The following is a 24713-nucleotide window of genomic DNA, read 5'->3' on the forward strand; positions in this document are numbered from 1 at the left end:
CTCCCTCCCCAAACCTCTTCCAACACCCCCCGCCACCACCCCCCCCCCCCCCCCCCCCCCCCCCCCCCCCCCCCCCACCCCCCCCCCCCCCCCCCCCCCCCCCCCCCCCCCCCCGGTTCTCATTCATCAGAAATCGGCAGGTTTAGTTTAGCTCGCCACGCTGGCCTGCGGCGCCGAGCGCTCGATCAGCATTTGCCGGACGGTCGACATCGAGGCACTCAGTTCGCTGATAGCGTCATCGATCAACGCCCGCTGCTTCTGCAGGCGGGCAAGCTGCTTCTCCGACTTGTCGAGCGCCAACCGCAACTGCTTGGTGTTGGAGCCGTTCGGATCGTAGAGGTCCATCATCTGCTTGACGTCACGCAGCGAGAACCCGACCTTGCGGCCGAGCAAGATCAGTTTCAGCCGGGCCCTGTCGCGGCGTGTATAGAGACGGGTTGAGCCGTCACGCTGCGGGTTGAGTAGACCCTTGTCCTCATAGAAACGCAGCGTGCGCAGCGTCACTCCGTATTTCTTGGCCATTTCGCCGATGCGGACAAGCTCTTCACCGGCTTCGCTCGACATATCGTTGGTATTGGCCGCGGCTTGGCCGGGCGAAATAAGTTTCATGGTCACTGGCTTTCCCCGTCTGGTGGCGTCGCGGTCGCGGACCTTGCGTCGCCTGAGTGAAAGCGGGGGCGTGCTTCCACTCGTGGTTTCAACAAACAAATCGCAAACGGCGTAATCCGCTCGTTTACGTTTACGTCAATGCTATATCGATAGCCGCGTTACGACGCAAGAGCGTTCTGGGCTTGGAACTTTATGCCGCAGCGCCGGTGGATAACCTAAAAGTCGTGGCCGATTTCGGGAGCGATCATGCGGCTGATCAAAATTCTACAGCGTCTTTTGTGCGTCCAAAAAGACACCCGGCGCCGTCCGCAGCCAGTCGACAAAGTTGCAACTTCTTAAGCTTGGTTAACGCGTTGTTTACCACGTTGGGGCGAAATGTGCGCATGTCGGTTACCCGTGTTTATCCTGTATTGAATTTTTCACGGTTTTTCGGAGCGCGGGTAAGACCCGGGAAGCTCGTCTTCCACTGCAACAAGCCAAGCAGTCGCGTTCGTCCCGGCAGGACTTTAGGAACCTGGTGAAAGCCAGCAATTCTGAAACGGGCGCATTGATGAACAGCAAGCGGTCCTATCTCGATACACTCAACGCCGGCAGGCAGCGCAGGCCGCACACGACGCTTGAAGAGCTCAACCGTTCCCTGGAAACGCTGGAGCAGCGACTGGAGCGGACGCGCGAGGAGACTGCAAGCCATCCCGGTCCACGCCGACCAGCGGCAGAACCGCGCTATCCTAGTGCCCAACCCTATGGCCAGCAGCGCCGGTACGAGGACCCACGCGACGCGCAGCGGCCGAAAGGTCCAGCGGCGGCCGTCGACCAGAACTACCAGGCGATCGCCCGCGATATCGACCGGGTGCGCGGCCAGGAGGACGGCGTCGCCCTAGCCGGCAAGATCGCTGGCGAATTGCGCGGCCTGCGCGAAGAGCTTCGCCAGCAGATGACCTCCGGCCTGCAACGCGAGTTCGACGCACTGCGCAAGAATATCGAGCGAGCCTACCAGTCAAATGGCGGCGGCAAGGGCAGCGCCGAACTCGGCGTCGAATTCGAGCGGCTTTCCGGCGCCATCCAGACGCTGGCCGAAAAAAGCGACGACAGAAGCGTCAATATGTTGCGGCTCGAGCTTGAGCAGGTCAAGGCAGCTCTCGATACGCTGGCGCGCGAGGAGAGCGTGCAGGCAGTGGGCCGCCGCTGGGACGATTTCGACCGCCGCTGGAGCGCCTTCGAGGACCGCGTCGACGCCGATCAGCGCAAGCGCTCCGACGCGCCCGGCCTGTCGGCGCTGACCGAGCGGCTCGAACAGATCAGCAATGCCGTCAGCAATCTGCCGGAATCGCTGTCGCTGCGCTCGCTGGAGGAAAAGGTCCGCATGCTTGCCGGAGCGGTCGACCATTTCGCCCGCCAGCAGGACAATCGCGGCAGCGACACATTCAGTCAGATCGACGAGCGGCTCGACGAGATTTCCCGCGCGATCGTCGCCTCGACGGTTGCCGCGCAAGCCAATTCGTTCGACCCCGAGCCCTTCGAACGCATCGAGAAGCGGATCGATTCACTGGCCCAGCAAATCGAAGAAGTGTCGCAGGATCGTCCGGGCCGGGAGGTCATCGACCGTCTCAACACATTGTCGAGCCGCGTGGATGAGCTGGCCGGCCGAGCCAATCTGCCGGAACAAGCTATGGAGCGCCTTGCCAGGCAAGTCGCGCTTATCGCCGACAAGATCGACCATGCACCTGCCATGCCCGACGCCGACTACATCTTCCAGGGGCTCGAGCAGCGCTTCGATGTGCTGTCCAGCATGATGGAACGTCGCCAGGGCGACGCCATCGAACAAGGCAACATGCTGTTTCGCGACCTTGAGCGCCGGTTGGACGAAGTCGCCGACAGGCTGGATCAGCGCATGCCGCAGGTCGACAGCGCCGGCATCATGGATGCCATCGACGCCCGCTTCACCGCGCTGGCCAAGCGGATGGAGACGCGCGTTCCAGATCCCGCCAGCGAGGCGGCGATCCGCGGCCTGGAGAGCCGGCTCGAAGACATTTCAAGCCGGCTGGATTCGTCCGCGGCACAGGTCGCCAGCATCGACCCAGCGTTGATCCGCAGCCTCGAAGCGCAGGTCGCGGGCCTGACGGCGCATCTTTCCAAGCCCGGCACGCCGCTGCCGGAATTCGACGACATCAGCCCGCGCCTCAACGAGATCGAGAAGTCGCTGGCCGGAACCCGCGATTCCATCCTCGGCGCGGCGCGCGAGGCGGCCGAGAGCGCCGTCCGCTCGCTGGCCGGATCAAGCGCCAACACGGCGGCCGTTACCGGCCTCGCCCAGGACCTGAAGACGCTCGAGGCGCTGACGCGCCGTTCGGACGAGCGCAATTCAAGGACGTTCGAGGCTATCCACGACACGCTGCTCAAGATTGTTGACAGGCTAGGTTCCCTGGAGACCGGCGAACCGGCAAGCGCAGAGTTGAGCAAACGCTTCGGCCGGGCATCCAAGATCTCGGTGCAGGACGCACCGTCGATGGACATCGACCAGCCGCTGCCGTTAACGGGCAACATGGCCGATCTGGACGGTCGCACCGCGGCGCTCGTGCGCGACGAGCCAGGTCCGCGTACGCCGGCCGAGGCGGCCGCGGCAGCCGCCCTGGCGGCCCTCGGTTCAGACACGACGCATGAAAAAACCGAGCAGGGCGGCGGCAGGAAATCGATGTTAGGCGGGCTGGCGCGCGCCTTGAAGGGCAAGAAGGAGGCCGAGATGCCGCCGCTTGCCGGCTCGGCGTCGAGCGTCGAAATACCGAGCGTCGATCTCGACGAGCCGCTCGACCCCAAGGTCGCCAATCGGCCATTGGAACCCGGCTCCGGCGCCCCCGACCTCAGCGCCATCATGAAACGTGTGCGCGACGAGCGCGGGCAGCTGGCCCGCGAAGGCGGCGCCGAAGCGGCGAAATCGGACTTCATCGCGGCAGCCAGACGGGCTGCGCAAGCGGCGGCCGCCGAGGCGGACGCCCTTAAGCGCCAGTCGACGATGAAAGGCCCGGTCAAGGCGCTCAGGATAGGCGACCTGCTCAAGGCGCGGCGCAAGCCGATCCTGATGGGGGCAATTGCCATCATGCTGGCGCTTGCCGGCCTGCAACTGGGCAAAGCCTTCTTCTCCGATCCGGTCGAAGTCGCCAACAATGACGCGGCGCCGGCTGTGGCCGCACAGCCGGTGGAGACTGCATTGGCCAGCGTTGCCAGCGAACCGAAGGCGGACGCGCAGACGGCAGCGCAGGATAGCGCGCCGTCCTCCATCGTCAGGCAGGCAGAGCCGTCCGCAGCGACGACCAAGGACGACACGGCGGCGCAAACCGGCCCCGCCACACCGGCAACCGAGGCATCGACAGCCCCCGCGGCAGCCCCTGACATGGCGGCGCCAGACGCCACGGCCGCAGTGCCCGCACCGGCAGCGGCGACGGCCAGCGACGCCGAGCCAATGGCTGCCGCGCCTGCTACCACCACAGCTGCGACGCAGGACACGACGGGCACGGTGCCGCCGGCAGATGCTGCCGCGGCAAGCGTTGCCAAGATCGAGGTTCCGGCCGGTGTCGGTCCGGCCGCCCTGCGCGATGCAGCGGCCGGCGGCGACGCCAAGGCACTGTTCGAGATCGGCTCGCGCTACGCCGAGTCGCGCGGCGTCAAGGAAGACATGGCAGCGGCGGCCAAATGGTACGAGAAAGCTGCCGATCTCGGTTTCGCACCGGCAGAATACCGCATCGGCAATTTCTACGAGAAGGGCATCGGCGTCGCACGCGACATCAAAAAAGCGAAGACCTGGTACCAGCTTGCCGCAGAGCAGGGCAACGCCAGCGCCATGCACAATCTGGCCGTGCTGTTTGCGATGGCGGCGGATGGCGTGACCGACAATGAATCGGCAGCGCGCTGGTTCCAGGCGGCGGCGGACCTCGGCGTCAAGGACAGCCAGTTCAATCTCGGCATCCTTGCGGCGAAGGGCGTCGGCATGAAGCAGAACCTCGAGGAGAGCTACAAATGGTTCGCGCTCGTCGCCAAGACCGGCGACAAGGATGCGGCGGCCAAGCGCGACGAGATCGCCAAAGCCCTGAGACCCGAGCAGCTGGAGCGTACGCGTGCCGCGGCCGAGCTGTGGAAGGCCAAGCCGCTCGATCCAGCCGCCAATTCGGCCGACATTCCTGAATCGTGGCAGGACGGCACACCGCAGACGACGGCCGGCATCGACATGAAGAAAGCGGTCCAGAACATCCAGCGCATCCTCAACAAGAACGGCTACGAGGCCGGCAATCCCGACGGCATGATGGGCCGGAAAACCAAGAACGCGATCATGGCCTTCCAGACCGACAACGACATGAAGGCAACCGGCGCGATCGACGAAAAGCTGGTCAAGGCGTTGCTCGCGCGCAAATAACGGCGGATGCGTCGTTTCCGCGACGCCCTTGCCACAGATTTGCCTGTTAACTGATTGAGTTGTTTTTTGTTTCGGCGGTGCGACGAAGTTTGACTTCACCGCCCGGCCGGCGCAAGAACGAGATAGCCTTCTGACGCAAAATGCCCGCAACGGTTGCATTCGCCAGGAGGCAAACTGATCGAGACTGACGGGTGGGCATCTATCTCCCGATCGCGGAAATTTCCGTTAACGTCTTCGTGCTGCTGGCCATGGGCGCAGCGGTGGGTTTCCTGTCGGGCATGTTCGGCGTGGGCGGCGGCTTTCTCATCACGCCGCTGCTGATCTTCTACAACATACCGCCCGCGATTGCGGTCGCCACCGGCGCCAACCAGGTCATCGCTTCCTCCTTCTCCGGCGCCCTGTCGCACATGAAGCGCGGCACGCTCGACTTCAAGCTCGGCGGCGTGCTTTTGGCCGGCGGCATCGTCGGCTCGACCGGCGGCATCTATGTCTTTGCGTTCCTGCGCCGACTCGGCCAGCTCGATCTGTTCATCTCGCTGCTCTACGTCGTGCTGCTCGGCACTGTCGGCGGGCTGATGCTGGTCGAGAGTATCAATGCGCTGCGCGTCACCCGCAGCGGCGCCGCACCGGTGTTGAAGAAATCCGGCCAGCACAACTGGATCCACCGTCTGCCGCTGAAGATGCGGTTCAGGGCCTCGAAGCTCTTCGTCAGCGTCATTCCGGTGCTTGGGCTGGGCGCGGCGATTGGCTTCCTATCGTCGATCATGGGCGTCGGCGGCGGCTTCATCATGGTGCCGGCCCTGATCTACCTTTTGAAAGTGCCGACCAACGTCGTCATCGGCACCTCGCTGTTCCAGATCATCTTCACCTCGGCTTACACCACGCTGGTCCACGCCACCACCAACCAGACGGTCGACGTCATGCTCGCCTTCCTGTTGATGGCAGGCGGCGTCGCCGGCGCACAATATGGCGCCAAGGCCGGTCAGAGGCTGCGGGGCGAACAACTCAGGGCGCTGCTGGCGCTGCTTGTGCTGGCGGTCGCCATCCGGCTCGCCATCGATCTTTTCGTCACGCCTCCCAATCTCTATTCGCTGTCCGGCGTGGGCCTGAGCTGATGGCTGGCTTGAGGACGCTCGCGGCCGCCGCCTTGCTGTCGCTGCTGGCCGCGGCGTCAGCGGCGAAGGCACAGACGCCACTAACCGAAAACATCCAGATCGGCCTTTCCACCGACAATGTCTCGATTACCGCCGGCTTTTCCGGCGCCGACCTGACCATCTTCGGATCGCTGGAAAATGCCGATCCGCTTGTCGCACGGCAAGGGCGCTACGACGTGATCGTTGTGCTGGAAGGCCCGGCCCGACCGGTCGTCGTGCGCCGCAAGGACCGGGTGCTCGGCGTCTGGGTCAATCTGGAGTCGGAGACCTTCGAAAACGTACCTGTCTCCTATTCTGTGGCGACGACGCGGCCGCTGCAGGACGTCACCGATCCGAACAGCTACAAGCAGCTGTCGCTTGGCGCCTCCAACCTCTATTTGCAGCCGGCCGACGCCGAGGACAGCCCGGCGACAATCGAGGAGTTCACCGCCGCGCTGCGCGAGCGCAAGGCGGCAACAGGCCTCTACAGCGAGAATGTCGGCGGTGTGCAGTTCCTGTCGCAGAACCTGTTCCGCGCCACCGTCAGGCTCGCTCCCAACGTTCCGGTCGGCACCCACAAGGCGCGCGCCTTCCTGTTCAAGAGCGGCCTGTTCATCAAGGAAAGCTCCGCCCAGCTCGAAATCCGCAAGTCCGGTTTCGAACAGTCGATCTTCCGCGTCGCCCACGACTACTCCTTCCTCTACGGTGTCTTTGCCGTATCGCTGGCCATGCTGACAGGCTGGCTCGGAAGACTGGTCTTCAGGAAAGACTGAACTCTCGTAAAAGTGGTTTCCCTTTCCGAGGGTATGGGCTAGACCGCGATCCCCGGTCCGACCGGGCACGAGCTGCTGCTCCCCAAATCAGAATATAGGAACGCACGATGCGACCAGCATTTGCCGGTATCGACTTCGGCACTTCGAATTCCACCGTGAGCGTGGTCAGGAACGGGCAGCCGCGGCTGGTGGCCTTGGAAGACGGCCAAGTCACTCTGCCCAGTGCGGTGTTCTTCAATTTCGAGGACAACCGCACCTATTTCGGGCGACGCGCCATCGCCAACTATACGGACAGTATCGAAGGCCGCCTGATGCGCTCGCTGAAGAGCGTTCTCGGCAGCTCGCTCGCTCACGAAAAGACGCGCATCAAGGCGCGCTCGATCGGCTTCATGGAAATTGTCAGCCTATTTGTCGGCCACCTGAAAAAGAAGCTCGAAGAAAACGCCCTCGACACAGTCGAAAGCGCCGTAATCGGACGGCCGGTACAGTTCGTAGACGACGACGCCGGGGCCGACGCCGAGGCCGAGCACGAACTCGAAAATGCCGCTCGCGCTCAGGGCTTCAAGCACATCGCCTTCCAATTCGAGCCGATCGCGGCGGCACTCGACTACGAACAGAAGGTGACGCGCGAGGAACTGGCGCTGATCATCGACATGGGCGGCGGCACGTCCGATTTCTCGATCGTGCGGGTCTCGCCCGAGCGCGCCCGCTCGCTCGACCGCAAAGACGATATCCTGGCCAGCCGCGGCATCCACATCGGCGGCACCGACTTCGATCGGCTGCTGAGCATCGCCCATGTGATGCCTCAGCTCGGCTATCTGACGTCAACCAAGGACGGCAAGCGCAATCTGCCGGCGAGCTACTTCATCGACCTGGCGACATGGCAGCGCATCAACCTGGTCTACACCGCAAGGGCGATGACGCATCTGCGCCAGATCTGCTACGAGGCGGAGCGCGCAGACCTGGTCGAGCGCTTCATCCATATCGTCGAGCATCGTTACGGCCACGCGCTGGCGGCGCTGGTCGAAAGGGCCAAGATCGAGCTGACGGACCGATCGTCGGCCGGTATCGAGGTCGCGCTACCGGAGGTGAGGTTCACGGCAGAGATCACGCGCGAAGGTCTCGAAGCCACTATCGCTCGGGATATTGAGCGCGTTGCAGGTACCGTCGAGCAGACCGTCCGCGACGCGCAGGTGAAGCCCTCCGACATCACGGCGGTGTTCCTGACCGGCGGATCGACCGCGATCCCGCTGGCCAGGCAGCAGATCCTGGCTCTGGTGCCGCAGGCGTCGGTTATCGAAGGCGATGTGTTCGGCTCAGTCGGGCTTGGGCTGGCGCTCGACGCACAGCGGAAGTTCGCCTGATCGGCTTAAAGCGGCGCGGCTCTCTCAGCTTTGCCGCCGAGATGCGCCTTGAGCGCCATCTGGGCCAGGCTTGGCTGCCGGTCGCGATGCGTGATCATGGCAAATTCGCGCTTCGGCAGATCGATCGGCACGGAACGCAGACTGCCTTCGGCGACCGCGCGCGCGACGACGAGTTCCGAAATGATGCTGGCGCCGGCGCCGGCCTCGACCGCCTGGCGAATAGCCTCATTGCTCGGCAATACCAGGAATATCTGTAGGTCCGCGAACGAAATCCCGTCGCGTCGGGCAAGGTCCTCCAGCGCCTCGCGCGTGCCCGACCCGCCTTCGCGAATGATCCAGCGAAGCCCGCCAAGGTCGGGATGCCCAGGCGAAACTTCCGCGATCTCAGGGTGCGAGCGCGCCACGACCAGCATCATGCGATCGATATCGACCTTGGCACGCCGCAAAATGTCGGATTCGGTGCGCCCCTCGACCAGGCCAAAATCGGCTGCGCCATCAAGTACATTGGTCTCGACCTGCCTGGTGTTGCCAATGCTCACGCTCAGCCTGACGGCAGGATAGGCTTCGTGGAAAGAAGCGAGCCGGCGCGGCAGCCAATAGCTGGCGATGGTCTGGCTGGCAGCGATCGAGAGACTGCCTGATATCGTCTGCGAGACATGCTCCAGCACGTTGTGGGCGGCCGCCGCCCGCTCGAGAACCGCCTTGGCCTCCGGCAGGAACCGGCGTCCGGTCTCGGCGAGCTCGATATTGCGGCCCACTCGGTTGAACAACTGCACGCCGTGCTGCTGTTCGAGCGAGCGGATGGCGGCGGACGCGGCCGACTGTGAAATACCTAACAAGTCGGCCGCTTTGGTCATGTGCGCCCGTTCGGCGACGGCGACGAAGATCCGCAATTGGTCCAGAGTCATGCCAGCATTAAGAAGCAAATCCGATTGGAATTACAAGAGCAAGTTGTTAGACAGATTGATTGCTTTGTTCTAAATTTTAGCCCGAAATTGGAAAAAAGTCGCGCCAGAACAGTCGAGGGTAGAAATTGGTGAGGCTGTTCAAATCCGTGTTTACGCACTGGACCCGCAGCCTGCGGTGGCGGCTCGTCGGTGAACGCTATCGGCCGGAACAGCATTACATGCGCGGCCCAGGCCCGAAGACGAGAGCCAAGGCCGCGGAACGCAACAACATCGCCGGATCATGACCAACAAACCGCTGCGCGGCGCCAACTCAGCACCATCCCAACGGCCGCTTGCCGATACGCGCGCGCCCGCCGAAGGCGACGGCGTCGATACTTCGCCTGATGTCTCCGACAGCATCGCCAAGACCACCTGCTATATGTGCGCCTGCCGCTGCGGCATCGACGTCCACATCAAGGACGGCAAAGTCCGCTACATCAACGGCAACAAGGACCATCCGGTCAACGGTGGCGTGCTGTGCGGCAAGGGCAGCGCCGGCATCATGCAGCACTACAGCCCGGCTCGGCTGAAGAAGCCGCTGCTGCGCACCGGCCCGCGCGGCTCGGGTGAGTTCCGCGAGATCGAGTGGGAGGAAGCTTTGTCGATCGCGACGAAGCGGCTTTCGAATATCCGCCGAACCGATCCGAAGAAACTCGCCTTCTTCACCGGGCGCGACCAGTCGCAATCGCTGACCGGCTGGTGGGCGAGCCAGTTCGGCACGCCGAACTTTGCCGCCCATGGCGGCTTCTGCTCGGTCAATATGGCGGCCGGCGGCCTCTACACGATCGGCGGCTCGTTCTGGGAGTTCGGCGAGCCAGACTGGGACAACACCAAGTATTTCATGCTGTTCGGGGTTGCCGAGGACCATGATTCCAATCCGATCAAGATCGGCCTCGGCAGACTCAAGGCGCGCGGCGCCAAGGTGGTCTCGATCAACCCCTGCCGCACCGGCTATAATGCAATTGCCGACGACTGGATCGGCATCCGGCCCGGTACCGACGGCCTGTTCGTGTTTGCGCTCGTCCACGAATTGCTGAAGGCCGGCCGTGTCGATCTCGACTACCTCTTGCGCTACACCAACGCCCATCTTCTCGTCATTCAAGAGCCTGGTGCTGCCGATGATGGGCTGTTCATGCGCGACGGCGACGGCAATCCGCTGGCTTGGGACAGGGTGGCGAAGATGCCAGTCAATGCCAGTGACGCCGACGCGAAGCCCGCACTGACCGGCAGCTTTCTCGTCGACGGCCGCCGTTGCGTGCCGGTCTTCCAACTCGTCGCCGACCGCTATCTGGATGAGAGCTATTCACCCGAGGCGGTCACTGACCGGTGCGGCATCTCCGCCGATACCATCCGCAGGATCGCCGCCGAACTCGCTCATGTCGCCTTCGAACAGCAAATCGAATTGCCGGTGGCGTGGACGGACTGGGCCGGCCGCCGGCACGAGACCATCAAGGGCCGGCCAGTGTCGATGCATGCGATGCGCGGCATCTCGGCCCATTCGAACGGTTTTCACTCTTGCCGCGCCATTCATCTGCTTCAGGTGCTTCTCGGCACGGTGGACGTGCCGGGCGGCTTTCGCTTCAAACCGCCTTATCCACGGTCTGCACCGCCGGGTCCGAAGCCAGCCGGCAAGAATGTGAAGCCGATGACGCCGCTCGAGGGCATGCCGCTCGGTTTCGTCTGCGGACCGGGGGACCTGCTGATCGACGAAGGCGGCAAACCGATCCGTATCGACAAGGCCTACTCCTGGGATGCGCCGCTGGCCGCACACGGGCTCATGCACACGGTTATCCGTAACGCCTGGGCCGGCGATCCCTACACGATCGACACTCTGTTCATGTACATGTCCAACATGGCTTGGAACTCGTCGATGAATACCGTCGAGACGATGGCCATGCTGACCGATATTGATGCGTCGGGTGAGTACAAGATCCCGTTCATCATCTATTCCGACGCTTATTATTCCGAGACCGTACCTTTTGCCGATCTGGTGCTGCCGGACACGACCTATCTCGAGCGTCATGACTGTATCAGTTTGCTCGATCGGCCGATCAGCCACGCCGACGGGCCGGGCGACGCCATCCGCCATCCCGTCGTCGAGCCGGATCGCGACGTCAGGCCGTTCCAGACGGTGCTGATCGAACTCGGCGCGCGGCTCAGCCTGCCCGGCTTCGTCGACGACGATGGTTCCGCCAAATACCGCGACTATGCCGACTACATCGTCAATCACGAGCGCACGCCAGGTGTCGGTCCGCTCGCCGGCTGGCGCGGCAAGGACGGGGCCTCGGTCGGCAAGGGCGACGTCAATCCCGACCAGTTGCAGCGCTACATCGATAATGGCGGCTTCTGGCACCAGGATTTCGCCGCCGATCAGCGCTACTACAAGATGGCCAACCGCTCCTATCTCGAATTCGCCGAGAGCATGGGCTTCATCCCGAAGGCCGAGCCGATCGTCTTCCAACTCTATTCCGAGCCGATGCAGCGCTTTCGCCTTGCGGCGCGCGGCCATGGCGGGGTGCTGCCGCCGGAGGCGGAGCGCAGCCGTATCGAGACCTATATGGATCCGCTGCCGTTCTGGTACGCGCCCTTCGAAGAGGCTGCAGTCGATAGCCAAGCCTATCCGCTCCACGCGCTGACGCAGCGGCCGATGCACATGTACCATTCCTGGGGCGCGCAGAATGCGTGGCTAAGGCAGATCACCAGCCAGAACCGGCTGTTCGTGCACAATCGGACCGCCGCCAGCCTCGGGCTTGTCGATGACGACTGGGTGTGGATCGAGAGCATCAACGGCAAGGTCAAGGGGCAGATCAGCCTGATCGACGGCGTCAACGCCGATACGGTGTGGACCTGGAACGCGATCGGCAAACGGCGCGGCAGCTGGGGGCTCAAGGATGACGCGGCCGAATCCAATCGCGGCTTCCTGCTCAACCACATCATCGGCGACCAGACCTCTGCCGATGCGAATGGCAAACGCTATTCGAATTCCGATCCTGTCACCGGCCAGGCGGCATGGTTCGACCTGCGCGTGCGCATCGTCAAATGCGCGGCCGAGGAAGCTGGCTTCACCGAGCCGCAATTCGAGCGGTTCCGGCAGCCGCCACACTTCGAGCCCTCGCCCGACAAGCTCAGTTTCGGCGCCGAATTCCGTCGGGAGAGAGAAGCTGCCGAATGACTTGCCTTCCCGCCCACACCGACAAAAAGCTCGGCCTGGTCATCGACCTCGACACCTGCGTTGGTTGCCAGGCCTGCGTCACCGCCTGCAAGGAATGGAACACCGGCGGCCATATGGCGCCGCTAACCGACATCGACCCCTATGGCGGCAATGTCGACGGCGTCTGGTTCAACCGCGTGCACAGTTATGAGCACATGACCGAGATGGGTGGGCGCACGGTTAATTTCCCGCGCTCCTGCCTGCACTGCGAGACACCGGCGTGCGTCACGGTCTGCCCGACCGGCGCCTCCTACAAACGGGCGTCGGATGGCATCGTGCTGGTCGACGAGGACAAATGCATCGGCTGTAAATTGTGCAGCTGGGCCTGCCCCTACGGCGCGCGCGAATTCGACACGGATGTCGGCGTGATGAAGAAATGTACGCTGTGCGTCGACCGCATCTATAACGACAATCTGGCGGAGGAAGACCGCGTGCCGGCCTGCGTTGCCGCCTGCCCGACCAGCGCGCGGCATTTCGGCGATCTGGGCGATCCGGCATCGGCTATCTCGCAACTGGTGGCGGAGCGCGGCGGTGTCGACCTGATGCCGGAGATGGGCTACAGGCCGACCAACAAATATCTGCCGCCACGCGCCCACACCAATCGCGCCGCATCGGTGCCGGCACAGGCGCTCCAGCCGATGCGAGCCGAAGGCGGTTTCCTTGGCTGGGTCGACCGCATGCTTTCGAACTGACCCGCGCCTTCATGCATCCAGCCTTCTCCGTCGTCTTTTTCACCACCGCCACGGGCGCCGGTTACGGCCTGCTCGCGCTGCTTGGCGTGTTGGCCGGACAGGGCTTTATCCCGCCCGATTTCTGGCTTGGCCTCACCGGCATGGGGCTGTCGCTCGGCCTGATCTCGGCAGGCCTGCTGTCCTCGGCCGGCCATCTCGGCCGGCCCGAACGCGCCTGGCGTGCCTTCTCGCAATGGCGTAGCTCATGGCTGTCGCGCGAAGGCGTTGCCTCGGTCGCCACCTTCGTGCCGGCGGGACTGTTCGGTATTGGCTGGGTGGTCCTCGGCCGTACGAGCGGCTGGGTGGCTGTCGCCGGGCTGCTCGCTGCCATCGGCGCGGTCGCAACCGTCTGCACCACCGGCATGATCTACGCGTCGTTGAAGCCGATCGCCCAATGGCACAGCCGCTTCACCCTGCCCGGCTATCTGATCTTTTCGGCGATGACCGGCAGCGTACTGCTCAACGCCCTGCTGCAGGGATTTGCGGCAGGCTCGAATATGCTTCTGGCGGCTGCCCTGTTGCTGACCGCGCTTGGCTGGGGTTTGAAGCTGGCGACCTGGCGATACAATGATAGGCTGGAGATCCCGACCAATGCCAACACCGCAACCGGGCTTTCCGGCGGCACGGTGCGGTCGATGGAATGGCCGCATACCGAGGAAAACTATCTGCTCAAGGAAATGGGCTTTCGCATCGCACGCAAGCACAGCGCAAAGCTGCGGCTGATCACCCAGGCTCTGGCCTTTGCCTTGCCCGCTTTGCTGCTGATTGCGGCGTTTGCCTTGCCGTGGCCCTTTGCGGCGGCTTCGTCGATACTCTCCGCAATCGCCCAACTCGCCGGCATGCTGGTGGAGCGCTGGCTGTTCTTCGCCGAGGCCAAGCACACTGTTACCCTCTATTACGGACGATAGGGCAGCTCAGCCCGGCCTGAGCATCGAGTGGGAAATCGCGAAGATGCGCTCAGTGCCAAGCATATAGGCCATCAGCGTTTCGCGGCGGAACAGCCCGGCATAGGCGCGGTCAAGGAGATTGAGCGAACCGGTGTAGGCGCCGAAGGCCGGCATGATCATGCGGCCGCCATCGCCGGCAAAGCAGCGCCGCCGCACCGAACGGCCTTGCTGGACGATGCGGGCGCAAGGATGCAGATGGCCTGATATCTCGCCCTCCACCCTTACCGCCGAAGGCTCGTGCCGGAAGAGCAGAGAGCCGATGGCCAGCTCGCGCACGGTGTCGCCCGGCAGGTCGGCCGGTGCTTCCGGGTCATGATTGCCGGCGACCCAGAACCAGTCGCGCCCAACCATCAGCCCTTCCAGCCTTTCGCGAAAGCTTGCGTGCATGCGCGCGGCGCCGCCGCCATCGTGAAAACTGTCGCCCAGGCTGATGACTATCGCAGGCTGATAATCGGCAATCACCGTCTGCAGCCGGAGCAGCGTGGCGCCGGTATCGTAAGGCGGAACCAGCGTGCCGCGCCTGGCCAGTGAGGAGCCTTTTTCCAGATGCAGGTCGGATACGGCCAGAAGCCGGAATTCGGGAAAATAGAGCACGCCGCGGCGGTCGCAGATCGCGCGTTCGCCAGCGATACGGACGGCGCCCGTATCCGCCAGAGTCGCAGCCATTGCCAGCGCCACAGTCATTTCGTCCCCATGGCCTCCTCGACCAGCGTGGCTGCATCCATCAGCAGCGTCTCATCGGCCTCGCCGTGCACCGGCATCTTGCCGATCTCAAGCATGATCGGCACGGCGAGCGGCGATATCTGCTCGAGATTCTTATGCATGATTCGACCCTGGACGCGCGAGAGCATCTCGGCAAGTCTGCTGACATCCAGCAGACCGGTCGCGGCATCGGCCCGCGTCGCCTGCAAAAGGATGTGGTCGGGCTCATGGCTGCGCAGCACGTCGTAGATGAGGTCGGTCGACACGGTCACCTGGCGGCCGCTCTTCTCCTGGCCCGGGTGGCGTTTCTCGATCAATCCCGAGATCAGCGCGCAATTGCGAAAGGTGCGCTTCAACAGCCAGCTGCCGGCGAGCCAGGCTTCGAGGTCGTCGCCCAGCATATCTTGATCGAAGAGCGCAGCCAGCGACGGTTTCTTCGCCCTGAACATGTGACCCATATCGGCCAGCGACCATATGGCAAGCGCATAATCGGTGGCGACGAAGCCGAGCGGCCTGGCTCCCGCCCTGTCGAGGCGGCGGGTCAGCAGCATGCCCAGCGTCTGGTGCGCCAGCCTGCCCTCGAACGGATAGGCCACCAGGTAGTAGCGGTTGCCGCGCGGAAAGGTCTCGATCAGCAGATCGTCGCGTTTCGGCAGCACCGACTTGTCGGCCTGGAAACGTAGCCAGTCGGCGACCTGCTCCGGCAGCTTCTTCCAGCGCTGCGGATCGTCCAGCATGGCGCGCACCTGTTCGGCTAGGTACGTCGAAAGTGGGAATTTGCCGCCGCCATAGTACGGCACCTTGGCGTCGCTGCCCGGCGCGTTCGAGACGAAGCACTCACTCTCGCGGATGCCCTCGAAGCGCAGCACCTTGCCGGCGAACATGAAGGTGTCGCCGTGCGTCAGCGTTTCGAGGAACGCCTCCTCGATCTTGCCAAGAACCCGACCGCCACGCGAAGCCGCGCCTCTGCTGCCGGCCTGGACGTAGCGCACGTTGAGCGCCGGCACTTCAATGATGGTGCCGACATTCAGCCGGTATTGCTGAGCGACGCGAGGATTGGACACCCGCCACAGCCCGTCCTTGTTGAGACGAATACGGGCGTAGCGTTCGTAGTTCTTCAGCGCATAGCCGCCGGTGGCGACGAAATCGATGACGCGATCGAATGTCGGCCGGTCGAGATCGGCATAGGGTGCTGCCGTTCGCACTTCCTCGAACAGCGCATCGGCCTGGAACGGCGCACCGCAGGCGCAGCCCAGCACGTGCTGCGTCAGCACGTCGAGCCCGCCATTGACCAGCGGCGGCGTATCCTGGGCGCCCAGATAATTGGCGTCGAGCGCCGCCCTGCATTCCAGCACCTCGAAGCGATTGGCCGGGATCAGGATCGCCTTCGACGGCTCGTCCATACGGTGGTTGGCCCGACCGATGCGCTGTGCCAGCCGGCTGGCACCTTTCGGCGCGCCGACATGGACGACCAGGTCGACGTCGCCCCAGTCGATGCCGAGGTCGAGCGTCGAGGTGGCGACGATGGCACGCAAGGCGTTCTCGCCCATCGCTTTCTCGACGCGCCGGCGCTGGGCGACGTCGAGCGAGCCATGGTGTAGCGCGATCGGCAAGGTGTCCTCGTTGACCCGCCACAACTCTTGGAACAGCAGCTCCGCCTGGCTGCGCGTGTTGACGAACAGCAGGGTTGTCTTGTGGCGCTTGATCTCGTTGTAGATCTCCGGCGTTGCGTAGCGGGCCGAATGTCCCGCCCACGGCACGCGCTCCTCCGAATCGAGAATGGAGATCTCGGGCTTGGCGCCGCCAATGACGACGATCAGTTCGGCCATCGGCCCCGGTGGATTCTGGCTGACCAGCCAGCGCCGCAATTCGTCGGGCTCGGCGACCGTCGCCGACAGGCCGATCATCTGCAGGGCGGGCACAAACGAGCGCAGCCGGGCCAGGCCAAGCGACAGGAGGTGCCCACGCTTCGAGGTCACCAGCGAATGCAGTTCGTCGAGTACGACATAGCGCAGGTCCTCGAAGAAGCGCCTGGCGTCGGGCGCGGCAATCAGCAGCGCCAATTGCTCGGGCGTGGTCAGCAGAATGTCGGGCGGCGCCAGCTTCTGCCGCTGGCGCTTGTGTGCGGGCGTATCGCCGGTGCGCGTCTCGACAGTAACCGGCAGCCCGATCTCTTCGACGGGTTTGCCGAGATTGCGCTCGATGTCGACGGCCAGCGCCTTCAACGGCGAGATGTACAGCGTGTGGATGCCGCGATGCGCCTGCCCTGGCCTTCTCCTTGGCCGGCCGGCCAGTTCGGTCAGCGATGGCAAGAACCCGGCCAGCGTCTTGCCGGCGCCGGTCGGGGCGATCAGCAATACCGACTGCCCGCCCTGAGCCTTGGCCAGCAATTCGATCTGATGGGCGCGCGGCGACCAGCCTTTTTCCGCAAACCATTTGACGAATGGCTCGGGCAGGACGACGGCGGCTTTCTGTTCGGCAAGGCGCGGCTGCTCTGTCACGCGTCAGAGGTAGCGCGGCGGCGCGCGATCGCCAAGCAGAATCAGAACAAAAGGTGATCGATTCGCGTTACGGCCGGCGAAACCCCGTCGGACCGCCATAGAGATAGCCGATACGGGCGATCGCTTCGCTCAGTCCTTCACGCGATACCAGCATGGTGTGGCCATTGGCGTGGATTATCGTCTCGGCGTCGGTCATGATAGCGACGTGGCCTTTCCAGAACACCAGGTCGCCGCGCTGAAGCCCGGAAAAGTCCGGCCCCGGAACGAGCGGCTCGCCGATGGTTGCCGCCTGCATGTCGGAATCGCGCAGCACCTGCCTGCCGGCCATGCGCATCGCCAATTGCACGAGACCGGAACAGTCGATGCCGAAGCCCGAGGCGCCGCCCCACAAATAAGGCGTGCCGAGAAAGCTCTCGGCAACAGCAACGTAGTCGGCGGCCGCCTCGGCGACAGGCCTGAGATGACCCGAGATGACCGCTTGACCGGACGGCAACAGCGCATAATGCGTGCCGCGTGTTTCGGCTGAGCCCGTCACCGTCACCAATGATCCCATCGACAATTGCCCGCTCACCGGAAAGCGCAAGTCGGGTCCTGGATAGAGAAAGGTGCGCGGCACCGAAACGATATGGGTCGGCGCATGGTCCCGAGCGCCCAACGCCGTGTCGGCGACATAGCCGACATAGCCGTCGCATTCGCCCTGGATCCAGGCCCAGCCTTCTGCGTCCTCGAAGACGAGAATGTCATCGCCGAACAGAAGCTGTGTGTTGACACCGGCATTCGGCCGTGGCGCCTTGCGGATGTCGGCCACGGAAGCGGTGATGCGAGCCGGCCGGCCGGCGACGAACCGGTCGGCGGCGACCTCGCCTCTCAGCCTGGCATCGGCGAGATCGGAGCGGAAGGCATGGAGGCGGGCATCCCTGGCGGTCAAATCGGCAACTCGTTCAAATGGACAATTTGGTCAAATCGGCAGCTCTTGGGCTCTGGCAATGATAACATCGCCGAAGCGTTCGACAAAGAGCGCACCTTCGACTGTGCGCCTGACCAGCACGTTGCGCTTGTCGAGCTCGTCGCGGTGGCGCGACACCAACTTCAGCGCCCCCATCGTGTCGAGCGCACGGGTGATCACCGGCTTGGTGACATTGAGGCGGGCAGCCAGACCGCGCACCGTGTGCGGCGGCGGATCGAGATAGATGGTGAACAGGATCGCCGTCTGGCGCATGGTGAGATCGGGTGCGTCGTCGCGCACCTGCGACAGCACCACCTGCTGCCACAGTCGCAAGGCCTGACTTGGACGCATGATAATCGACATCCGTCCAGCATGACGGAAAATTGTTTCGGTTCCGTTTCAGTCAACACCTTCGTCGGCTATGCCGAGACATCATCCGCCGAAGCGGTTCGAAATGACACGCTCCAGCGCCCGGATGCCTTGCGCCTCGCCGCCGGCAAGGCCGTGCGGGCGGTCCGACGGGTTCCAGGCGAAGATGTCGAAATGCGCCCAGCTGGCGGTCTTTTGGACGAAGCGCTTCAGGAATAGCGCCGCGGTGATCGAGCCGGCGAGACCATCCGACGTGACGTTGTTGATATCGGCAATTTTCGACGCCAGCTTGGCGTCATAGGGCTTCCACAACGGCATGCGCCATAGCGGATCCTCGACCGCAACGGAGGCGTCCGCCAGCTCGGATGCAAGCGCCTCGTCACCGGTGTAGAAGGGCGGCAGGTCGGGGCCGAGCGCAACACGGGCAGCGCCTGTCAGTGTTGCCATATCGACCAGCATCTGCGGCTCCTCGTCGTCGGCCAAGGCTAAGGCGTCGGCGAGGACCAGCCGCCCTTCAGCGTCGGTGTTGCCGATTTCGACGGTGATGCCTTTGCGGCTCACCAGCACATCGCCTGGACGGAAGGCGTTGCCGGCTATCGAATTCTCGACAGCGGGGATGAGCACGCGCAGCCGGACCTTCAGCCCGGCGGCCATGATCATGGAAGCGAGGCCCAGCACGTTGGCAGCGCCGCCCATGTCCTTCTTCATCAAAAGCATGCCCGAGGACGGCTTGATGTCGAGGCCGCCTGTGTCGAAGCAGACGCCCTTGCCGACCAGCGTTATCTTGGGGGCATTCTTCGGCCCCCAAATCATGTCGATCAGGCGCGGCGCGTCGGCCGAAGCGCGACCGACGGCATGAATCATCGGAAAGTTGGCGGCGAGAAGATCGTCGCCCTTGGTCACCGATATTTCAGCCTTGTGCGTCGCGGCCAAGGTCCGGGCGGCATTCTCCAGCTGGCCGGGACCCATATCGCTGGTCGGCGTGTTGACCAGGTCGCGTGCCAGGAAAACGCCATCGGCGATGCGTCTGACGCGAGCGGCGTCGGCGCCGGACGGCAGCGCGAAGCGAAGCGTCCTGCCGGGCTTCTTGCCATAGCGGGTGAAGACATAGCCGCCGAGTGCCAGCGCGAGTGCCGTAAGCTCCGGCTTGGCCGGTGCGGACGCAAGACGCCACTCGCCTTCGGGCAAGGCTCTCGCCAGTGCCCCGACGGCCATTGCACCCTCGTCGTCGCCGGTGCCGAACAGGGCTCCGGCAATCGCACCGTTGTCGCCAGGCACAACCAGCGTCCTGCCGGCCTCGCCGGAAAAGCCGTTGGCCTTGGCCCAGGCGACTGAGGATGGCTCAAGGCCCGCCGCCGCCTGCGCATCCTTCGCCACCAAATGGACCGGCAGCGCATTGCTCAATTTTTTCTCGACGAGTTCAACAGGCATTCGCTGGTCTCCGGCTTCTGAGTCGGCATTTCTTAACTCTCCGTTAGGGTTAACAGAATATTTCTGCGGGAGGGAAGATGACCACGCAAATGGTCACGCGCATGAACGGAGCCCTGGTGCCGATGCCGACCGACCGCAGGATGAACGCCAGCGCAAATAGGCTGATCACCACGGCGTTGATGATGGTGCTTGCCGCAAGCGTCGCTGGCTGCGGAACCAGCAAATTGACGACTGGCTCGATTTCTCGCCCAAGCGGCAAGCCGCTGGAAACAATGTCGGCGGGCGAACTGCACAACGCCACGATGGCGCTCGGGCAGTCCTACTCGAAAAGCCCCAACGACAAGCGGATCGCGACAAACTATGCCGCGGCGCTGCAGATGGACGGTGACGCCGACCAGTCGCTTGCGGTGATGCGCAAGCTGGCGATTGCCTTGCCGAAGGACCGCGACGTGCTCGCCGCCTATGGCAAGGCGCTTGCCGCCAACGGACAGTTCGAGCCAGCTCTCGATGCCGTGCGCCGCGCGCAGACGCCCGAATATCCTGACTGGAAACTTGTATCGGCGGAAGCTGCCATTCTCGACCAGCTCGGCCAAAAGGACGAGGCGCGTCAAGACTATCGCAAGGCGCTGGACCTCAAGCCGAACGAACCGTCGATCCTTTCCAATCTCGGCATGTCGTACGTGCTGGAAGGCGATTTGCGCACGGCCGAAACCTATATGCGCTCGGCCGCCCAGCAGCCGAATGCCGACAGTCGCGTCCGCCAGAACCTAGCGCTGGTCGTCGGTCTGCAAGGACGTTTCGACGAGGCCGAGAAGATCGCCTCACAAGAGCTGTCGCCGGAACAGGCGCAGGCCAACGTCGCTTACCTTCGCCAGATGCTGGCGCAGCAGAATGCCTGGAGCCAGCTCAAGGAGCAGGACAAGGCAAAGCCTGCCACCAACTGACCGCTTCGAGCGCCGAACCGGCGCGAGAATTCCGCAACATGTCAAACGCAAGGAGCCGCGCGACACCGGCAGCGCGGCTTTGAATCGTAGCAGCGTTTGTGGCGACGCCGCTTGGGCTACTGGCTGCTCGATTTCGGCTGGTCGCCAAAGATGCCGCGCTGACTCACCTGGATGCCGGCGGGACCCAGAATGATGGCGAACAGCACCGGCAGGAAGAACAGGATCATCGGCACGGTAAGCTTCGGCGGCAGCGCGGCCGCCTTCTTCTCGGCGGCATTCATGCGCATGTCGCGGCTCTCAGCGGCAAGCACGCGCAGCGCATGCGCCACGGGCGTACCGTAGCGCTCGGCCTGAACCAACGCCTGGGACACCGACCTGACGGATTCGAGGCCAGTGCGGCTTGCAAGGTTCTCGTACGCCTGCTTGCGCTCCTGCAGATAGGAAAGTTCGGCATTGGTCAGGATGAATTCTTCCGCCAATGCCACCGATTGCGCGCCGATCTCATCGGCGACCTTGCGAAGCGCTGCTTCCACCGACATGCCGGACTCGACGCATATCAGCAACAGGTCGAGCGCGTCCGGCCACGCCATCTGAATCGACTGCTTGCGCTTGGTCGCACGGTTGTTGACGTAGAGCACCGGCGCGTAGAACCCCGCATAGGCAACCACGATGCAGACGAACAGCTTCACGAAAAGCGGCTGCTCGGGCAGTCCTCCAAGCACGAACAGATATATGGCCGCCAATGCAAAGCCGATGAAGGGCAGGACGAGGCGGAAAAAAAGGAAGCGCGTCAGCGGATTTTGGCCGCGAAAACCCGCCACTTTCAATTTCTGCAAGGTACCTTCGTCCGCCAGCGCACGCCTGAGATCCAGGCGATCGACAATATTGCGCATGCCGACCGACTGCTCTTCGCGCAGGCCCTTGCGGCGGCGGTCGGCTTCGACTGCCAGCCGCGCGCGCTGTTTGGCGCGCAGCTCATCGCGCTCCAGCGCCACGGATTTCATGCGCGCCTTGAGCTGGTTCCCGCCAAAGGCGGGCAGCAGCGTGAAGACCGTCGCAAACACCGCGATGCCGACCAGCAGTGCGATCAGCAGGGACGGGTCGGTGAGAGTTCTGATGACGTGATCGGTCATACGCGCGAATCCTAGACTTCGAAGTTCATCATCTTGCGCATTACCAGGATACCCATCGACATCCAGACGCCGGAACAACCGAGGATCAGATGGCCGGTGCTGGTGGTAAAGAGGGGCATGATGTAGTTCGGGCTCGTCAGATAGACGAGAAAGGCAACGACGAAAGGCAGCGCGCCGATGATCACGGCGGATGCCTTGGCTTCCATAGACAACGCCTGGACCTTGGCCTTCATTTTCTTGCGGTCGCGAAGCACGCGCGAAAGATTGCCCAGCGCTTCGGAAAGATTGCCGCCGGCCTGAGACTGGATCTGGATGACGATGCCGAAGAAGCTCGCCTCGGTGCACGGCATCGTTTCGGGCATGCGCATGGCCGCGTCGGGGATCGACAAACCCATTTGCTGCGAATCGACGATGCGGCGGAACTCGGTCTTGACCGGCTCGGGGGATTCATTGGCGATCAGGCGCACGGCGTCGTTCAGCGGCAGGCCGGATTTTACTGCACGCACGATGATGTCGAGCGCGTTCGGAAATTCGTTGAGAAACGCCTTGACGCGGCGTGCGCGGCGAAACGAGACGAACCAGCGCGGCAGACCCAAGACACCGACCAGCAGCGCAGCCGGCAAGACCAGCAGCGGTGCGCCGATGAAATAGACCAAAGCCGTCAAGACGACGCCGCAGACCGCCGAATAGACATAGAAGCGCTCAATCGAGACCTTCATGCCGGCCTGGCGGATTTGGATCTTCAGCGGTGGTTTCTTGACCAGGCTCTGGTTGGACTTTTGCTTTTGGTCGAGATCCTTCAGCGAATCCTGGACGGATTTGCGACGCTTGGCCGCTTCCGCCACGCGATCGCGCGAAGCCTTGACGACGGAACGATCCGTCTCGGCGGTCTTGATCGATTCAAGCCGCTTGCCGACCTGCTTCTCGGTGCTGATCCGATTGAACAGGAAAGCATAGGCCACTGCGCCGGCGCTGAAGCCGGCGAGCACGACGAATGCCAATACGGTGCTGTCAATCCCGAACATCGACCCTGGCCCCCACGCTTCCAGACGGATCAGTCAGCGCGTTTCTCCATCGCCTCGAGTGCAACGGCTAGGCGCTGCTCCTCGCCATAGTAGCGGGCGCGCTCCCAGAAATGCGGACGGCCGATGCCGGTCGACACGTGCTCGCCCAGCAACCTGCCGTTCGCATCCTCGCCCTTGATGTTATAGAGAACGATGTCCTGGGTGATGATGACGTCGCCTTCCATGCCGATCACCTCGGTGATGTGGGTGATGCGCCGCGATCCGTCGCGCAGGCGTGCAGCCTGTATGATCACGTCGACGGAGCCGACGACAATTTCGCGTACGGTTTTTTGCGGCAGCGTGTAGCCGCCCATGGCGATCATTGACTCTATACGGTTGAGGCATTCGCGCGGGCTATTCGAGTGGATCGTTCCCATCGAGCCGTCATGGCCGGTGTTCATCGCCTGCAATAGGTCGAACACTTCGGGTCCACGCACCTCGCCGACGATGATGCGCTCGGGCCGCATGCGCAGACAGTTCTTGACCAGGTCGCGCATGGTCACTTCGCCCTCACCTTCAAGGTTGGGCGGACGTGTTTCGAGACGCACCACATGTGGCTGCTGCAATTGCAGCTCAGCCGAGTCCTCGCACGTAATGACGCGTTCCTCGCGGTCGATATAGTTGGTCAGGCAATTGAGCAGCGTCGTCTTGCCGGAGCCGGTACCGCCCGAAATGACAATGTTGCAACGGACGCGGCCGATGATCTTGAGAATCTCGGCGCCTTGCGGCGAAATCGAGCCGAACTTGACCAGCTGGTCGAGCGTCAGCTTGTCCTTCTTGAACTTGCGGATGGTAAGGGCGGTGCCGTCGATGGCCAAGGGCGGTGCGATGACGTTGACACGGGAGCCATCAGGAAGACGCGCATCGCAGATTGGGCTTGATTCATCGACGCGGCGGCCAACCTGGCTGACGATACGCTGGCAGATGTTGAGGAGCTGCTGGTTGTCGCGGAAACGGATGCCGGTCTGCTCGACCTTGCCGTTGACCTCGATGTAGACGTTCTTGGAGCCATTGACCATGATGTCGGCAATATCGTCGCGGGCAAGCAGTGGCTCCAGCGGCCCGTAGCCCAAGACGTCGTTGCAGATATCCTCGAGAAGCTCTTCCTGCTCGGCGATGGACATCGCGAAGTTCTTGATCGCGATGATGTCGTTGACGATGTCGCGGATTTCCTCGCGCGCGCTTTCGGGATCGAGCTTGGCGAGCTGCGACAGATCGATCGTGTCGATGAGTGCGGAGAAGACCTGGCTTTTGGTGTCGTAATAGCTCTCGCTGCGCTCACGCTGAATCCTTTTCGGCTCCGGCGCCAATGGCGGCGGCTCGACCGCACGGCGAACCGCCGGCCCTGCAGGCGCGCCGGATGGCGGCAGCGCCCCGGGCCTGGCAGCTACCGCCGCTTCCACAGGGTTCGCGGCCGCCGGCGCGGCAGGTGCGGGTGCTGGCTGACGGAATTCCGGGATGGTCCGGTTGCCGTCGTCGCTGCCTCTTTTACCAAACATGATT

The 24713-nt window shown here is 63.5% G+C and carries 18 protein-coding genes; 8 read left to right on the forward strand and 10 right to left on the reverse strand.

The features are described 5' to 3' along the window. Positions 1–147: 147 nt before the first annotated feature. The gene (locus NKI01_RS12440) at positions 148–609 is read right to left on the reverse strand and encodes a MerR family transcriptional regulator (protein ID WP_023719513.1); all 462 of its coding nucleotides are present in this window, start codon (positions 607–609) and stop codon (positions 148–150) included. Positions 610–1159: 550 nt separating this feature from the next. On the opposite strand from NKI01_RS12440, the gene NKI01_RS12445 reads away from it, so the two are divergent. The 4 genes from NKI01_RS12445 (at position 1160) to NKI01_RS12460 (ending at position 8284) form a co-directional block, all read left to right on the forward strand. Next, positions 1160–5014, forward strand: a complete 3855-nt coding sequence (locus NKI01_RS12445) for a peptidoglycan-binding protein (protein ID WP_352815750.1) — start codon at positions 1160–1162, stop codon at positions 5012–5014. Between the two features lie 191 nt (positions 5015–5205). Beyond that, the gene (locus tag NKI01_RS12450; RefSeq protein ID WP_023719515.1) at positions 5206–6129 is read left to right on the forward strand and encodes a sulfite exporter TauE/SafE family protein; all 924 of its coding nucleotides are present in this window, start codon (positions 5206–5208) and stop codon (positions 6127–6129) included. Then, positions 6129–6920, forward strand: coding sequence for a TIGR02186 family protein (locus tag NKI01_RS12455; protein WP_023719516.1), 792 nt, complete (start codon positions 6129–6131; stop codon positions 6918–6920). Before NKI01_RS12450 ends, NKI01_RS12455 begins: the two co-directional genes overlap by 1 nt. A 107-nt stretch (positions 6921–7027) precedes the next feature. Next, positions 7028–8284, forward strand: coding sequence for an Hsp70 family protein (locus NKI01_RS12460; protein WP_352963313.1), 1257 nt, complete (start codon positions 7028–7030; stop codon positions 8282–8284). 5 nt (positions 8285–8289) lie between these two features. Here the strand turns inward: NKI01_RS12460 and NKI01_RS12465 are convergent, their stop codons facing one another. After that, positions 8290–9192: a LysR substrate-binding domain-containing protein gene (locus tag NKI01_RS12465; RefSeq protein ID WP_023719518.1), complete on the reverse strand. Its 903-nt coding sequence runs from the start codon at positions 9190–9192 to the stop codon at positions 8290–8292. 280 nt (positions 9193–9472) lie between these two features. Between NKI01_RS12465 and NKI01_RS12470 the strand changes: the two genes are divergently transcribed. From NKI01_RS12470 to NKI01_RS12480, 3 genes are read left to right on the forward strand one after another with little or no spacing between them, the layout of a single operon-like run. Next, entirely contained in the window at positions 9473–12403 is a 2931-nt protein-coding gene (locus tag NKI01_RS12470) for a molybdopterin oxidoreductase family protein (RefSeq protein ID WP_352963315.1), read from the forward strand. Then, positions 12400–13134: a 4Fe-4S dicluster domain-containing protein gene (locus tag NKI01_RS12475; protein ID WP_023719521.1), complete on the forward strand. Its 735-nt coding sequence runs from the start codon at positions 12400–12402 to the stop codon at positions 13132–13134. The genes NKI01_RS12470 and NKI01_RS12475 overlap by 4 nt, the downstream gene beginning before the upstream one ends. 11 nt (positions 13135–13145) lie before the next feature. Next, entirely contained in the window at positions 13146–14081 is a 936-nt protein-coding gene (locus NKI01_RS12480) for a dimethyl sulfoxide reductase anchor subunit family protein (protein ID WP_023719522.1), read from the forward strand. 6 nt (positions 14082–14087) lie between these two features. Here the strand turns inward: NKI01_RS12480 and pdeM are convergent, their stop codons facing one another. From pdeM to NKI01_RS12505, 5 genes are all read right to left on the reverse strand, one after another. Then, positions 14088–14786 carry a ligase-associated DNA damage response endonuclease PdeM gene (gene pdeM, locus NKI01_RS12485; RefSeq protein ID WP_502895892.1) on the reverse strand — a complete coding sequence of 233 codons (699 nt, stop codon included), beginning with the start codon at positions 14784–14786 and terminating at the stop codon, positions 14088–14090. Between the two features lie 14 nt (positions 14787–14800). After that, positions 14801–17323 (reverse strand): ligase-associated DNA damage response DEXH box helicase, encoded by a 2523-nt coding sequence (locus NKI01_RS12490; RefSeq protein ID WP_352963317.1) that lies wholly within the window; start codon positions 17321–17323, stop codon positions 14801–14803. A gap of 67 nt (positions 17324–17390) precedes the next feature. Next, positions 17391–18251: a C40 family peptidase gene (locus tag NKI01_RS12495; RefSeq protein WP_352483226.1), complete on the reverse strand. Its 861-nt coding sequence runs from the start codon at positions 18249–18251 to the stop codon at positions 17391–17393. A 30-nt stretch (positions 18252–18281) separates the two neighbouring features. Further along, the gene (locus NKI01_RS12500) at positions 18282–18632 is read right to left on the reverse strand and encodes a MarR family winged helix-turn-helix transcriptional regulator (protein WP_023719526.1); all 351 of its coding nucleotides are present in this window, start codon (positions 18630–18632) and stop codon (positions 18282–18284) included. A gap of 69 nt (positions 18633–18701) precedes the next feature. Further along, positions 18702–20069 carry a leucyl aminopeptidase family protein gene (locus tag NKI01_RS12505; protein WP_352963319.1) on the reverse strand — a complete coding sequence of 456 codons (1368 nt, stop codon included), beginning with the start codon at positions 20067–20069 and terminating at the stop codon, positions 18702–18704. Between the two features lie 122 nt (positions 20070–20191). On the opposite strand from NKI01_RS12505, the gene NKI01_RS12510 reads away from it, so the two are divergent. Further along, the gene (locus NKI01_RS12510; protein ID WP_023719528.1) at positions 20192–21013 is read left to right on the forward strand and encodes a tetratricopeptide repeat protein; all 822 of its coding nucleotides are present in this window, start codon (positions 20192–20194) and stop codon (positions 21011–21013) included. Between the two features lie 116 nt (positions 21014–21129). On the opposite strand, the gene NKI01_RS12515 is transcribed toward NKI01_RS12510, so the two are convergent. The 3 genes from NKI01_RS12515 to NKI01_RS12525 are packed head-to-tail and all read right to left on the reverse strand — an operon-like array spanning position 21130 to position 24709. Continuing rightward, positions 21130–22146 (reverse strand): type II secretion system F family protein, encoded by a 1017-nt coding sequence (locus tag NKI01_RS12515; RefSeq protein WP_352483228.1) that lies wholly within the window; start codon positions 22144–22146, stop codon positions 21130–21132. Between the two features lie 11 nt (positions 22147–22157). Next, complete coding sequence (locus NKI01_RS12520) at positions 22158–23171, reverse strand: type II secretion system F family protein (RefSeq protein ID WP_023719530.1); 1014 nt, start codon at positions 23169–23171, stop codon at positions 22158–22160. Between the two features lie 29 nt (positions 23172–23200). Then, positions 23201–24709, reverse strand: a complete 1509-nt coding sequence (locus tag NKI01_RS12525) for a TadA family conjugal transfer-associated ATPase (RefSeq protein ID WP_023719531.1) — start codon at positions 24707–24709, stop codon at positions 23201–23203. Positions 24710–24713: the final 4 nt, after the last annotated feature.

The sequence above is a fragment of the Mesorhizobium sp. M0815 genome (genome assembly GCF_040319995.1).
Taxonomy (GTDB): domain Bacteria; phylum Pseudomonadota; class Alphaproteobacteria; order Rhizobiales; family Rhizobiaceae; genus Mesorhizobium.

Bases quoted from the DNA above. Each gene is read 5' to 3' on its own strand.
- NKI01_RS12440 (WP_023719513.1), bottom strand. From the start codon at position 609: ATGAAACTTATTTCGCCCGGCCAAGCCGCGGCCAATACCAACGATATG.
- NKI01_RS12445 (WP_352815750.1), top strand. From the start codon at position 1,160: ATGAACAGCAAGCGGTCCTATCTCGATACACTCAACGCCGGCAGGCAG.
- NKI01_RS12455 (WP_023719516.1), top strand. From the start codon at position 6,129: ATGGCTGGCTTGAGGACGCTCGCGGCCGCCGCCTTGCTGTCGCTGCTG.
- NKI01_RS12460 (WP_352963313.1), top strand. From the start codon at position 7,028: ATGCGACCAGCATTTGCCGGTATCGACTTCGGCACTTCGAATTCCACC.
- NKI01_RS12465 (WP_023719518.1), bottom strand. From the start codon at position 9,192: ATGACTCTGGACCAATTGCGGATCTTCGTCGCCGTCGCCGAACGGGCG.
- NKI01_RS12470 (WP_352963315.1), top strand. From the start codon at position 9,473: ATGACCAACAAACCGCTGCGCGGCGCCAACTCAGCACCATCCCAACGG.
- NKI01_RS12475 (WP_023719521.1), top strand. From the start codon at position 12,400: ATGACTTGCCTTCCCGCCCACACCGACAAAAAGCTCGGCCTGGTCATC.
- NKI01_RS12480 (WP_023719522.1), top strand. From the start codon at position 13,146: ATGCATCCAGCCTTCTCCGTCGTCTTTTTCACCACCGCCACGGGCGCC.
- pdeM (WP_502895892.1), bottom strand. From the start codon at position 14,786: ATGGCTGCGACTCTGGCGGATACGGGCGCCGTCCGTATCGCTGGCGAA.
- NKI01_RS12500 (WP_023719526.1), bottom strand. From the start codon at position 18,632: ATGTCGATTATCATGCGTCCAAGTCAGGCCTTGCGACTGTGGCAGCAG.
- NKI01_RS12505 (WP_352963319.1), bottom strand. From the start codon at position 20,069: ATGCCTGTTGAACTCGTCGAGAAAAAATTGAGCAATGCGCTGCCGGTC.
- NKI01_RS12510 (WP_023719528.1), top strand. From the start codon at position 20,192: ATGCCGACCGACCGCAGGATGAACGCCAGCGCAAATAGGCTGATCACC.
- NKI01_RS12515 (WP_352483228.1), bottom strand. From the start codon at position 22,146: ATGACCGATCACGTCATCAGAACTCTCACCGACCCGTCCCTGCTGATC.
- NKI01_RS12520 (WP_023719530.1), bottom strand. From the start codon at position 23,171: ATGTTCGGGATTGACAGCACCGTATTGGCATTCGTCGTGCTCGCCGGC.
- NKI01_RS12525 (WP_023719531.1), bottom strand. From the start codon at position 24,709: ATGTTTGGTAAAAGAGGCAGCGACGACGGCAACCGGACCATCCCGGAA.